The sequence below is a fragment of the Streptomyces sp. NPDC008150 genome (genome assembly GCF_042956945.1).
Taxonomy (GTDB): Bacteria; Actinomycetota; Actinomycetes; order Streptomycetales; family Streptomycetaceae; genus Streptomyces.
In genome coordinates this window covers 30,995-43,667 of record NZ_JBIBHJ010000013.1, presented here as the reverse complement: position 1 = coordinate 43,667, position 12,673 = coordinate 30,995, and the positions used below count along the sequence as shown (strand labels likewise).

General features: G+C 74.5%; 10 protein-coding genes. 7 read left to right on the top strand and 3 right to left on the bottom strand.

The features are described from left to right. Window positions 1–58: 58 nt before the first annotated feature. The 5 genes from ACFZA0_RS27780 to ACFZA0_RS27760 all read left to right on the top strand — a co-directional run bounded on the left by ACFZA0_RS27780 (window position 59) and on the right by ACFZA0_RS27760 (window position 6,577). A complete protein-coding gene (locus ACFZA0_RS27780) occupies window positions 59–1,081 on the top strand; it encodes an ABC transporter substrate-binding protein (protein WP_391021913.1) in 1,023 nt (340 codons plus the stop codon). A gap of 156 nt (window positions 1,082–1,237) precedes the next feature. Next, window positions 1,238–2,950 carry a helix-turn-helix domain-containing protein gene (locus ACFZA0_RS27775; protein WP_391021911.1) on the top strand — a complete coding sequence of 571 codons (1,713 nt, stop codon included), beginning with the start codon at window positions 1,238–1,240 and terminating at the stop codon, window positions 2,948–2,950. Window positions 2,951–3,144: 194 nt separating this feature from the next. Beyond that, the gene (locus ACFZA0_RS27770; RefSeq protein ID WP_391021909.1) at window positions 3,145–4,593 is read left to right on the top strand and encodes a diaminopimelate decarboxylase; all 1,449 of its coding nucleotides are present in this window, start codon (window positions 3,145–3,147) and stop codon (window positions 4,591–4,593) included. A gap of 68 nt (window positions 4,594–4,661) precedes the next feature. After that, window positions 4,662–6,239 carry an amidohydrolase family protein gene (locus tag ACFZA0_RS27765; protein ID WP_391021908.1) on the top strand — a complete coding sequence of 526 codons (1,578 nt, stop codon included), beginning with the start codon at window positions 4,662–4,664 and terminating at the stop codon, window positions 6,237–6,239. Between the two features lie 125 nt (window positions 6,240–6,364). Further along, complete coding sequence (locus tag ACFZA0_RS27760; RefSeq protein ID WP_391021906.1) at window positions 6,365–6,577, top strand: hypothetical protein; 213 nt, start codon at window positions 6,365–6,367, stop codon at window positions 6,575–6,577. Between the two features lie 317 nt (window positions 6,578–6,894). On the opposite strand, the gene ACFZA0_RS27755 is transcribed toward ACFZA0_RS27760, so the two are convergent. The 3 genes from ACFZA0_RS27755 to ACFZA0_RS27745 form a co-directional block, all read right to left on the bottom strand. Continuing rightward, the gene (locus ACFZA0_RS27755; RefSeq protein ID WP_391021904.1) at window positions 6,895–7,173 is read right to left on the bottom strand and encodes a GlsB/YeaQ/YmgE family stress response membrane protein; all 279 of its coding nucleotides are present in this window, start codon (window positions 7,171–7,173) and stop codon (window positions 6,895–6,897) included. 151 nt (window positions 7,174–7,324) lie between these two features. Continuing rightward, the gene (locus ACFZA0_RS27750) at window positions 7,325–8,773 is read right to left on the bottom strand and encodes an MFS transporter (RefSeq protein ID WP_391021902.1); all 1,449 of its coding nucleotides are present in this window, start codon (window positions 8,771–8,773) and stop codon (window positions 7,325–7,327) included. Then, the gene (locus tag ACFZA0_RS27745) at window positions 8,770–10,065 is read right to left on the bottom strand and encodes an amidohydrolase (protein WP_391021900.1); all 1,296 of its coding nucleotides are present in this window, start codon (window positions 10,063–10,065) and stop codon (window positions 8,770–8,772) included. The genes ACFZA0_RS27750 and ACFZA0_RS27745 overlap by 4 nt, the downstream gene beginning before the upstream one ends. 71 nt (window positions 10,066–10,136) lie before the next feature. On the opposite strand from ACFZA0_RS27745, the gene ACFZA0_RS27740 reads away from it, so the two are divergent. Together ACFZA0_RS27740 and ACFZA0_RS27735 are read left to right on the top strand one after the other, a co-directional pair. Then, a complete protein-coding gene (locus ACFZA0_RS27740; RefSeq protein WP_391021899.1) occupies window positions 10,137–11,210 on the top strand; it encodes an AsnC family transcriptional regulator in 1,074 nt (357 codons plus the stop codon). A 224-nt stretch (window positions 11,211–11,434) separates the two neighbouring features. Beyond that, window positions 11,435–12,637: a beta-1,3-glucanase family protein gene (locus ACFZA0_RS27735; RefSeq protein ID WP_391021898.1), complete on the top strand. Its 1,203-nt coding sequence runs from the start codon at window positions 11,435–11,437 to the stop codon at window positions 12,635–12,637. The last annotated feature ends 36 nt before the right edge of the window (window positions 12,638–12,673 follow it).

Below are 12,673 nucleotides of genomic sequence, written 5' to 3'. Positions count from 1 at the left end.
CCGCGCTCGACCGCATCCCATCGCTCGCACCGCATCGCACCGCACAGAAGGAACCACCATGTCTCCGCACTCCCCCGCCCGTCCGCTGCGCCGGTTGTGGCGCGCCGGGACCGGCGCTCTGGCCGTCGTGCTCCTCGGCGCCCTCGCCGCCTGCGGCTCGTCCTCGGACGACTCCTCGTCGTCGTCCACCACGTCGACGGCCTCGTCGGGCGCGTTCCCCGTGAAGGTCGCCACCAAGTTCGGCGACGTGACGATCAAGTCGCAGCCCAAGCGGGTGGTCGCGCTCGGCTGGGGCGACGCCGAGACCGCCCTCGCCCTCGGGGTGCAGCCGGTCGGCGCGAGCGACTGGCTGGCGTTCGGCGGCGACGGCGTCGGCCCGTGGGCCAAGGGCCTGTACACCAAGAGCCCCGAGAAGATCGGCACCCTGGAGCCGGAGTACGAGAAGATCGCCGCGCTGAAGCCGGACCTGATCCTCGACACCAAGTCCAGTGGTGACAAGACCCGTTACGACACCCTCAGCAAGATCGCGCCGACGGTCGACGTGCCCCAGGGCGGCGACCAGTACAAGATCTCGTGGCAGAAGCAGACCACGATGGTCTCCCAGGCCCTCGGACTGGCCGACAAGGGCAAGCAGTTGATCAGCGACACCCAGAAGAAATTCACGGCGGCGGCCGCGGCCCACCCCGAGTTCAAGAACCGGACCATCACCATCGGCTCGCGCACCTCCAGCGGCTACGGCGCCTACGTCAAGGGCGACGACCGGGTCAACTTCGCCCAGTCGCTCGGCTTCAAGAACAACCCCCAGGTCGACGCCAAGGCCGGCTCCTCCTTCTTCGTCCCCGTGTCGGAGGAGAACCTGCAGATGCTCGACGCCGACCTGGTGGTGATGGCCCCGATCGGCATCTCCGCGTCCAAGATCTCGTCGGACCCGCTCTACAAGGACGTCCCGGCAGTGAAGAAGGGCCACTCGGTCGTCTTCGACGACCAGAACATCAGCCAGGCCTTCGCCACCAACTCGGTGCTCTCGGTGGGCTACGCGATCCAGCACGTGGTCCCGCTGTTCGCGCAGGCCCTCAAGTAGCAGTCCCGCGAGGGTCGTTCGGGCGGGTGCGGGAGAACGCGCCCGCCCTCCGGCCGGTCCCCGCCGCCGTCGCGGCGGGGACCGGCCGCGCCGACTCGGCCTCCCGGTACGGTCGGTGACCTCGGGCACGCCCGCACGACGCCGCAGGAGGACGACGTGACCGACGCACGGCGAGAGCCGGACCGGGCGGCCCGCGCCGACCCGCCGCAGCGGGCACCCGTCCCGTCCGCCACCCTGCGCGCCCTGCTCGCCTTCGACGACGGGGACGCCCTGCGCCTGTTGTGCGCGCCCGCCGACCACGATCCCGCCGTCCGCCGTGTCGCCGTCGGCACCGACGATCTCCGCCCCGGCCAGGACGGCACCCTGTTGCTCGCCGTGGGCGCCCCCTCGACCGCCGCGACGCTGCGACGCGCGGCCCGGCTCGGCGCCTGTGCCGTCGTCCTGGGCGACGCGACGGACGCGAGGGGTGCCGTTCGGCCCCAACTCGCCGCGGCGGCCGAGCAGTCGGGCCTCGCCCTGCTGGTCCGCGCGGAGGGCGCCGACTGGGCGGGCACCGCGGCGCTGCTGCGCTCGGCCGTCGCGTACCCGCACGCGGCGGTGGACCCGGCGGCCGGCCGGGCCGGCGGCGACCCCGTGTCCGGCGCCGGGGCGATCCCCTCGCTGGCCGCTCTCGCGGCCCGGACCGCTGCCCTGGTGCGCGGCTCCATCACCGTCGAGGACACCGAACTGCGGGTCCTCGCCCACTCGGCGACCGGTCCGGACGCCGACCCGCTGCGGCGTTCCACCATCCTCGGCGGCCGGGTCCCGCCGCACCGCGTCGCCGAACTGCGCCGCAGCGGCATCCTGCGTGCGCTGTGGACGTCGGAGGAGGTCGTCCACCGCCCCGCCGACGGAGCGAACCCGGAACGCCTGGCCGTCGCCGTACGCGTCGGCGCCGAGGTCCTCGGGTCCATCTGGGCCGCCGCGGACGGGCGGCCCCCGGCCCCCGACGCCGCACGCCACCTGCGGGCCGCCGCCGTGCTCGCGGCGCCCCTGCTCGTCGCGCAGCGGCTGCGCGAGAGCGGCACCGCGCGGCGGCGGGAGCACGCCCTGCGCGGACTGCTGCACGGCGTCGGCGACCGGCGCACCCACGCGTGGTCCCTCGGTCTGTCCGCGGACACGCCCTGCGCGGTCCTGGTCGCACGGCGGGCCCGCCCGGAGCACGACGGTGACCGCACCCTGGACGTGCTGTCGCTCCAGGCCGCCGCGCACCCCTCCGTCACCGGCGTGCTGCGCGAGGGCGACGGGGCGGCGCTGCTGGTCACCCCGGACGCCCGGGGCCCCGGCCCGGCGGCGGCCGTCCTCGCCCTGGCCCGCGACCTCGACGCGTTCACGGCCTCGCTCCCGGACGCCGTCCCGGTGTGGCTGGGCGCGGGGCCCGTCGTCGCCTCGCCCGCCGAGGCCGACGCGTCGTACGCGCGTGCCGCGCTGGTCGTGCGGGTCCTGCGGGACCGCGAGAGGCGGGCCGGGGCGGCGGGCCGCTCCCGGCCGCCCCGCTTCGCCGACACGGCCGGGGTGGGCCCCGCGCTGGACGTGCTGCGCGTCCTGGACGCGGCACGGCCCCTCTGGGACGCGGGCGCGGGCCCGGTGCACGAGATGGTCCGCGCCGACCTGGCCGCGGGCGGCGGACTCGTGCGGACCCTCGCGGCCTACCTGGACACGGGCGGCGACGTCCAGCGGGCCGCCGACCGGCTCGTCCTGCACCCCAACACCGTGCGCTACCGGCTGGGGCGGGTACGGGAACGCCACGGCGTGGACCTGGACGACCCGGACACCCGCCTGCTGCTCACCCTGGCGGTACGGCTGACGGCGGTGCGGGACGACACGTGACCGCGGGGGCGGGCCCCGGCGGCCTGCGGCGCGGCGGGGTGTTTCGTCGCGGCGCACAAGGTTCCGGGCGGTTCCTGTGGCGGTCGCCAAAGACACGGCGAGCCAGGTGGGGGACCCTGGAAGCGCGGCCTCCGGTGCCCCGGCCCGGGAGGACGCGCCCCTCCCCCAGCCCCGCACCCCCGAGGAGCCAGGACGTGATCTCCGCGCCGGACGAGAACACCCCGCCCCCGCCGCACGGGCCCGCCGTTCCCGTGGCCCGTGCCGTACGGCAGGCGGTCGCCGACGGGCTGGTGGGTCCGGGCAGCCCGGTGGCCGGTTTCGTCGACGTGCGGGGCGTGCGGGACTCCGTGAGCGCGCTGCACGCGGCGTTCGGCGGTGTCCCCGACGTCCTGCACACCTTCGCCGCGAAGGCCTGTTCGCTCGTCCCCGTCCTGCGGCTGCTCGCGGCCGAGGGCATGGGCTGCGAGGTGGCCGGCCCCGGCGAGCTGCGGCTCGCCCTGGACGCCGGGTTCGCCCCGGGGCGCATCGTCCTGGACTCGCCGGCGAAGACGCGGGACGAGATCGGCGAGGCGCTGCGCCTGGGCGTCGCGCTCAACGCCGACAACCTCGACGAGCTGGACCGCGTCGACGCCCTCCGGGCCCCGGACAGTGCGTCCGTGCTGGGTCTTCGGGTCAACCCGCAGGTCGGCGGCGGCTCCATCGGCGCGATGAGCACGGCGACCGCCCACTCCAAGTTCGGGGTGGCGCTGCGGGACCCGGGCGCGCGCGAACGTGTCGTGGAGGCCTTCGCGCGCAGGCCGTGGCTGACCCGGCTGCACGCGCACGTGGGCTCGCAGGGCTGTCCGCTCCCGCTGATCGCCGAGGGCCTCGCGGTCACCCACCGGCTGGCCGAGGAGATCAACGCGCGGGTGGGGCGCCGTCAGGTCACCAGCCTCGACCTGGGGGGCGGCCTGCCCGTGAACTTCGCCGACGACCGCGTGACCCCCACCTTCGCGGAGTACGCGGCGACCCTCACCGCCGTCGAACCGGCGCTGCTGGACGGGCGGTACGGGATCGTCACCGAGTTCGGCCGGTCCCTGCTCGCGAAGAACGGATTCGTCGCGGCGGTGGTCGAGTACACCAAGGACGCCGGCGGACGCCGTGTCGCGATCACGCACGCGGGCGCCCAGACGGCGACCAGGACCGTGTTCATGCCCGACGCCTGGCCGCTGCGCGTCTGCGCGTACGGTCCCGACGGCACCCCGAAGCGGACACCGCCGCTGCGGCAGGACGTCGCCGGGCCCTGCTGCTTCGCGGGCGACGTCGTGGCGCACGACCGCGAACTGCCCGAGCTGGCGGAGGGCGACGTCGTCGTCCTGCACGACACCGGCGCCTACTACTTCTCCACGCCCTGGGCCTACAACAGCCTGCCCCGGCCGGCGGTCCACGGGTACGGGTGCGCCGAGGCCGGCGGGAGGGTCCGGTTCGCCACCGTGCGGCCGGCGCAGACCGTGGCGGAGATCTCCCGCGAGAGCGGACTGGCCCAGGCGGACGCGCTGCTCACGTCGTTCGCGGCGGACCCGGCCGGCCGGGAGCCCGGGGCACCGGCCGGGGTTCCGTCCCGCGGGCCGTCCCCAGAAGTCGCCGGGCCGGGGCACCCCTGAGAATCTGAACGAGAAGATCCACTCCCGTCCGCCACCCCCTGAACGAGCGACAAGCACCAGGAGCACCCGTGCACGACTGCGACGCCCCGCCCCTCGACCTGCTGATCACCGGCGGAGCCGTGCATGACGGCACCGGGAGTCCCGCCGTCACGACGGACGTCGGCGTGCGCGCCGGGCGGATCGTGCACGTCGGCACGGTGCCCCGGACGGTGGCCGCCGCCGCGCGGCGGACCGTGGACGCCGCCGGTCTCGCGGTCGCGCCCGGCTTCGTCGACCTGCACTCGCACGCGGACTTCACGGTGCTCGGCGAGGCCGGTGCCGAGGCGTGCCTGCGGCAGGGCGTCACCACGCTGGTCACCGGCAACTGCGGCATGTCGCCGTTCCCCGCGCGCGACGCGGGACCGGGGACCACGGGTCCGTGGACCGCCCTCTCCGGCTTCGCGGCGGCGGTGGACGCGGCACGGCCGGGCGTGAACATCGCGCCCATGGTCGGGCACGGCGCCCTGCGCTCCGCCGTGCTCGGCGACGGGCGCCGCGCGGCCACCGAGGACGAACTCGCCCGGATGCGGGGGCTGTTGGCCGAGGCCGCCGGCCAGGGGGTGTTCGGTCTGTCCACCGGGCTGATCTACGCGCCCGGTTCCTTCGCCGACACCGCGGAGGTCGTCGCGCTGGCCACCGAGGCGGCCGCGCACGGCCTGCTGTACGCGACGCACATGCGCGACGAGGGCGACCACGTCCTCGACGCCCTGGACGAGACGCTGGCCGTCGGGCGCGCCTCCGGGGTCCGCGTGCAGGTGTCGCACCTGAAGGCGCTGGGGCCCGCCAACCACGGCAAGGTGCTGCCCGCCCTGGAACGCGTCGCCGCCGCCGTGCGCGAGGGGATGGACGTGGCCTGCGACGTGTATCCGTACACGGCCTCCTCCACCCGGCTCACCTCGCGGCTGCCGGACTGGGCGATGGACGGCGGCACGGCGGGGCTGCTGAAGCGGCTCGCCGACCCGGAGACGCGCGGGAGGGTGCTGGCCGACCTGCGCGACGCGGTGGGCCGCACGTTCCTGCCCGAGGGCGTGATCGTCTCCCAGGTGCCGGCCGGCGCGTACAGCGACCGGGTCGGGCAGAGCGTCGCGGACATCGCGCGGGACGAGGACGTCGAGCCGGCCGAGGCGGTGCTGCGGGTCCTGGAGGCCCACGGGGGCGAGGTGATGATCGTCAACCACGCGATGGCGGACGCCGACGTGGACGCGGTGCTGCGGTACCCGGACACCGCCGTGGCCAGCGACGGCTGGGTGCTGACCGCCCCCGGCGAGGGCCACCCGCACCCGCGCAACCTCGGCACCTTCGCCCGCGTGCTCGGCCGCTACGCGCGCGAGCGCGGCGTGCTGGGACTCGCCGACGCGGTGCGCCGCATGACCTCGCTCCCGGCGTCCCGGCTGCCGCTGCCGGGCCGGGGCACGGTGACCGTGGGGTCGGTCGCCGACCTGGTCGTGTTCGACCCGGCGACCGTCACCGACAACGCGACCTACGACGATCCGTGGCGGTACGCGACCGGCGTGCGGCACGTCTTCCTCGCGGGCGAACAGGCGCTGGAGGACGGGGTGGTCACCGGGGTCCGCGCGGGCCGGACGCTGCTGCGGGCGACGCGGTAGTCCCCGGCGCGGGCGGCCCGACGCCCCACGGACCGCGGATCGTCACCGATTCTTCACCGGCACCGGGGCCATCAACCGCGCGGTCGCGAGCATCCGCTTCCCTGTCGCTCGGTCGAGGGGATGCCGTGGTTGTCGTAGTCGCCGTTTCACTGCTGCCGTTCCTGGTGCTCATGCTGCTGGTCATGGACCGCATCGAGGACCGCATGCTCCACCCCGTGGAAACACCCCGACGGTACGGCCCCCGCCGGCCCCACCTGCGCCTGATACCCGGCGGTCGCCGGACCGCGGTCGCGGTGCCCGCGGTGGCGGAGCCCGCCGAGGTCACCCCGGCCGCCTGAACCGTCGCAGCCCGTAAGCGGATCGAGCCGGTGGACGTCATGTCCACCGGCCATTCGCGTGTGTGCCTTCGAGCGGTTCTCCCGCCACGCCTTGAAATGCGTGGGCAGTCGGGCAACGGAAGTGCAGGCACGGGCGTTTGCGAATTCGCCGGGCCCGCCCGCCCGAATATCTCGGCACACCGGAATGATCGGGCACGAAAAAAAACTCCGGCGTGCCCCGCCCGGAACCAGAATCAACTGGTTCCGGGCGGCGCGCGCCGGAGGACGACTCAGGGGCGGGACGGGCCCGTTGCCGGGCCCGTTGTCGCCCGTGCACGTCAGGCGTGACGGTGCGAGCGACGGTTGCCCGTGAAAACGCGGTACAGCACGAGGAGGATCAGCGAGCCGACGATGGCCGCGATCCAGGTCGACAGGTCGAAGAAGCCGTCGATCGAGTCGACACCGAAGATGACCTTGCCCAGCCAGCCGCCGAGCAGGCCGCCCAGGACACCGATCACCATGGTGATGATGATGCCGCCCGGGTCCTTGCCCGGAAGGAGCAGCTTGGCGATGGCGCCTGCCAGCAGGCCGATCAGAATCCAGGCGATGATGCTCACGTGTCCTCCACGATCCGTCGTAAGTGCGTTCCTCTACCGAATGCGCAGAGAACCCGAAGACAAACGCACGGGATCCCAACGGTTTGTGAAGACACCCTCAATTCCCTTTGGGCGCAAGGAAAATGAGGGTGCGACGGAACGGCACGGTCCGTCATGCCCCCGGGGCGGAACCCTCCGCGTCCTGGGGCCGGCGCGCCAGCAGCGAGGCGGCCGCCCCGGCGAGCGCGCATCCCGCGCAGAGCAGCCACACCAGTACGTAGGCCCCTTCGCCCGGCTTGCCGTGTCCGGGGCCCGAGTGCCGGGTGAGGGCGGCCGTCAGGGCCGCGATCACCCCGCCCGCGAGCGAACCGCCGAACGACTTCACGTTGTTGTACAGCGCCGTCGCCACCCCGCTGCGGGACTGCTCGGCGGACTCCACGACGACCGTGGGCATCGCGCTCAGGGCGACGCCCAGGCCGAGACCGGCGACGAGCTTGGCCGCCACGACCTGCCACAGCGCGGTGTGCCACCCCGCCTCCAACACGAAGCTCGCGCCGACCAGTGCGAACGCCCAGGCCAGCAGGCGCCGGTAGCCGATCCGCCGGGACAGCGCGACGGTGACGGCGGAGCCCGCGATCGCGGCGAGGATGGCCGGCAGCAGGACGAGCGAGATGCTCGACGAGGAGAGGCCGAAGCCGTATCCGGTGCGGTCGGGGTCGGCGGCCAGGAACGTGGTGTCGGGCGCCTGGCTCGCGAAGTACACGACGCCGAAGAAGCCCGCCGCGAGGTAGAAGGGTCCGGTGCGACGGGTCGTCAGATCCCGTACGTCGACCAGGGGTTGACGGGTGCGCAGCTCGACGCGCACCCACCAGGCAAGCAGGGCGACGCCCGCCACGAGGGCGAGCACCACCGCCGCCCCGGCCCCGGAACCCTCCTGCACCGCGGAGACGCCCAGGAGCAGCGCGGTCGCGCCGAGCGCCAGCAGCGTGAACCCCGGCCAGTCCACCGGGGTTTCGCCGCGGCCGGCGCACCGGGACTCGGGCACCGCGACGAAGGACAGCGGCACGCACACCGTGGCGAGCACCGCCGGGACCAGCAGCGCGCCCCGGACGCCGAGCGCACCGGCGGCGGCCCCCATCAGCGCGGCGCCGAGCAGTCCGCCGACGGTGAGGGCGCCGACCAGCCGGGCGATGGCGCGGCGGGCGTCGGGCACCGACAGCCGGCTGCGGACCAGCGCGATCTCCAGTGGGAGCAGGGCGACGAGCGGCCCCTGGAGCGCGCGTCCGGCCCACAGCAGGGCGGCGTCCGGGGCGACCGCGACCAGGTACGAGCCGAGGGCGACGCACACGAGTGCCACCCGCAGCATCCGCCGGTGCCCGTGCAGGTCGCCGAGCCGTCCGAAGATCGGTACGCAGACGGTGGCCGCGAGGAGCTGGACCGACTGCACCCAGTTCACGCCGGAGTCACCGAGGTGGTAGGCGGTGCCGATGTCGGGGAGCAGCGGGGTGATGCCCATCTGCGTGAAGCCGCTCATCACCTCGAACAGGACGAGGAGGCCGACGACGGCGGTCACGGACGTGCCGCCGGGCGCGGCGGTCCGCTCCGTGGCGGTGCCGGTCACGGCGCGACCGTCCCGGACCGGCGGTCGCGCGCGCCGTCGTCGTCCGAGCCGTCCTCGGCCGAACCGCCTTCTCCGGTACGGTCGTTCGCCGCGCGGGCGAGGCGGCGGGCGGCGAGGTCGGCGAGCAGGGCGGCGGCCGTGGGCAGGACGCCGTCGTCGTAGGCGGCCTCGGGCGAGTGGTTCATCGGGGCGGCGGCCGGATCGCGGTCGGCGGGGCAGGCGCCGACGCCGAGGAACGCGCCGGGCACCTCCTGGAGGACGAAGGAGAAGTCCTCCGAGCCGGAGATCGGCCGCGGCGCCACGAAGGTGCGCCCCGCGCCGAGCAGTCCGTCGGCGACGCCGGTCGCGAACGCGGTCTCGGCGGGGTCGTTGACGGTCACCGGGTAGCCGTCCTCGTAGTCGACGGCGACCTCGACGCCGTGCGCGTCGGCGATGCCCCCGAGCGTGCGCAGCACCGACGCCCGCACCTGCGCGCGGACGGGTTCGGACAGGGTGCGCACGGTGGCGCTGAACGTCGCGGTCTGCGGGATGACGTTGCGGGCGTCGCCGGCGTGGATCGCGCCGACGGTGACGACCGCCGGGTCGAAGACGTCGACAGTGCGGGTCACCATCGTCTGGAGGGCGAGGACCATCTCGCAGACGACGGTGACGGGGTCCTTCGCGGTGTGCGGGGCGGAGCCGTGGCCGCCGCGTCCGGTGACGGTGACGTCGAAGCCGTCGGACGCGGCGAGGATCGTGCCGGGCCGGGTGGCGACCAGTCCGGCGGGCAGTGTGTTGGCGAGGACGTGCAGCCCGTAGGCGGCGACGACGCGCTCGCCCGCGGCGTCGAGGACGCCCTCGTCCAGCATCAGGCGGGCGCCGCCGTGGCCCTCCTCCCCCGGCTGGAACATGAACACCACGTCGCCCGCCAGTTCCTCCCGCCGGCCGGCGAGCAGCCGGGCCGCGCCGACGAGGGCGGCGACGTGCAGGTCGTGCCCGCAGGCGTGCATGACGCCGTCGCGCCGGGAGGTGTACGGCAGTCCGGTGGCCTCCTGGACGGGCAGTGCGTCCATGTCGGCGCGGAGCAGGACCGCGGGCCCGGACCGCTCGCCGGGGCGTCCGCCGCGCAGCACCGCGGTGACGGAGCTGAGGGCCGTGCCGGTGGTGATCTCCAGGGGGAGGCCGTCGAGTGCGTCGATCACGGTCCGCTGCGTGTCCGGCAGGTGCAGACCGAGCTCGGGCTCGGCGTGCAGGGCGCGGCGCAGGGTGCGCAGGTCGTCGGTGAGGGCGGTGGCGTCGCTGAGCTGGAACATGGCGGATATCGTGCGACCGGTCAGCAGATGCCTCCCGTCAACGCCTGGATCCACCCATGTTCGATGATCATTTGCCTGAATCCGCCGCCCTGGACGAGCTGGACCTGCGGCTGGTGACCGTGCTCCAGGGCAGTCCGCGCGCGGACTGGAACGAGGTCGGTGCCGCCCTGGACGTCGACCCGTCGACCGCCGCGCGGCGCTGGGCCCGGCTGTCCGCGGCGGGAAACGCCTGGTTCAGCTGCTATCCGGTGAGCGTGGAGGCGATGCCGCTGATCGTCGCGTTCGTCGAGGTCGACTGCGCGCCGGGGCGGCTGTACGACGTGGCGGCACAACTGGCGGGCGATCCGCACGTGTTCACCGTCGAGCACGTCACCGGGGGCAGGGACCTCATGCTGACCTGCGTCTTCGGCGGCCTGGCGGAGCTGGCGCGGTACACGGGCCTGCGGATCGGGGCGCTGCCGGGTGTCGCGGCGAGCCGTACGCAGATCGCCACCGCGCTGCACACGGAGGGCAGCCGGTGGCGGCTGGACCGTCCGGCGCCCGGTTCCCGGTCCGGCCCGGTGCGTGTGGCGGGCGGCCCGGAGGCGGGTCGCTCGGCGGTGCGCCGGGAGGACCAGGCACTGGTGGCGGCGCTGTCCGACGACGCGCGGCAGAGCGTGGCCTCGCTGGCCCGCGCGACGGGGCTGAGCGACTCGACGGTGCGGCGGCGGCTGCGGCGGCTGGAGGAGTCACGGGCGCTGGTGTTCCGGTGCGAGGTCGCGCGCGGGCTCTCCGGCTGGCCGGTGAGCGTGAGCCTGTGGTGCGCGGCGCCGCCGACGGACATCGACCGCGTCACGGCGCACGTGTCCGCGATGCGGGAGACCCGGCTCGTCGCGTCGCTGTCGGGGCCGCACAACCTGCTGTTCGCGGTCTGGCTGCGGTCGCTGGACGACATCCGGGCGTTCGAGTCGCGGCTGGTGGCACCGTTCCCCGGACTGACCGTCGCCGACCGGGCGGTGACGCTGTGGCCGGTGAAGCTGGCCGGGCACCTGCTGGACCCGTCGGGGCGCCGGCTGGGGTCGGTGCCGCTGGGACGCTGGGACCCGACCGAGGTGGCGGAGGCGGAGGCGGCCCTGCTGGCCCGGCTGCCGCTCGGGGAACGGTGAGCCTTAAGACCGGCTCAAGAGCCCCTTAAGGATGGGCACTTCGTCGGCAGGCTTTGCCAAGTAGCGCCGGATCAGCGCAATTTGAGCCCGGCCGGACGGATTGACCGTGTGCCCCGGATGCGTACCATCGGGCCCTGCAAGCCTCTCCTGAGAGCGCTCTCAGCGCGCTCCCCGAGTTCCCCCACGCACCGCAGCACGGTCAAGTCCCTTGGAGGTACCCCCACATGACGCCTCGTCACCAGCGCAGCCACAGCCGCCGCCGGGTCCTGTTCGCACTCGGCGGCGCGGCGGTCGCCGTCCCCGCCGCCGCGGCCCTCGCCCCGTACGCCCTCGCCGACCCGAGCACCGGGCCGGCCCCCGCCGCGGCCGGCGCCCTGCCGGTGACGATCGTCAACAGCACCGGGGCCTACGACAACGCGTCGGTCCACGTCTACATCGTCGGCAACGTCAACGGCACCCAGGTCCGGGTCACCCCCGACGGCACCACCGCCCCGGTCGCCCTCGCCGACAACGGCGCCGACGGCTACACCGACTACGCGCTCTCCCTCGCGGGCAGCGGCGAGACCACGCTCTCGCTGCCGTACATGTCGGGCCGGATCTACGTGTCCCTCGGCGAGAAGCTGAAGTTCAAGGCGGTCGCCGACGGAAACGGCGACGCGGCGCTCCAGTACCCGGCGGGCTGGGTGTCCTCCGACCCCAACTACCCGGTGCTGCACGACTGCGCGGAGTTCACGTACAACTCCTCCGGCATGTTCTGCAACACGACGATGGTCGACATGTTCAGCGTGCCGATGGCCGTCCGGCTGACCGGCGCCGCCGACCAGACCACCGGCACGCTGCGCGCCGGCGGGCGGTCCGCCGCGTTCGCCGCGGTCCGCGCGGCCGACGGTTTCGGCTCCCTCGTCGTGGACGACACGAGGATCGTCGCGCCCGGACACGGGCTGGACGCGGGCCTGTTCGCGTCGGACTACCTCGCCCCGTACATCGACGAGGTGTGGAGCACCTACACGGGCAAGGACCTCACCGTCACCACCAACGCGGGGACGTTCACCGGCCGCGTGCGCGCCGGGCAGTTCACGTTCGCCGGGCCCGCGTCGGTCTCCTTCGCGAAGCCGTCCACACGAGACGTGCTGTTCTGCGACGGGGCGCTCGCCGCGCCCAACGACGGCACGACCGGGCCGGTCGCCGCGGTGCTCGGGGCGGGCCTCAACCGCTCGACCCTGCTGTCGGTGCCCGCGCAGCCCGCCACCGACGCGGCGACGTTCTACACCACCGCGCTCACCAACCACTACGCGAAGGCGATGCACGCGGCGACGCAGAACGGCAAGGCGTACGGCTTCGCCTTCGACGACGTGGCCGACTTCGCCAGTTACGTCCAGGACACGGCACCCACCGGCTTCCGGCTCACCCTCACGCCGTTCGACTGACCCCGCGGCGGACGGTGCCGGCGGCGCGGCCCCTCG

Excerpts from the sequence above, each read along its gene's own strand:
- ACFZA0_RS27780 (WP_391021913.1), top strand. The coding sequence starts at position 59 with ATGTCTCCGCACTCCCCCGCCCGTCCGCTGCGCCGGTTGTGGCGCGCC.
- ACFZA0_RS27735 (WP_391021898.1), top strand. The coding sequence starts at position 11,435 with ATGACGCCTCGTCACCAGCGCAGCCACAGCCGCCGCCGGGTCCTGTTC.
- ACFZA0_RS27745 (WP_391021900.1), bottom strand. The coding sequence starts at position 10,065 with ATGTTCCAGCTCAGCGACGCCACCGCCCTCACCGACGACCTGCGCACC.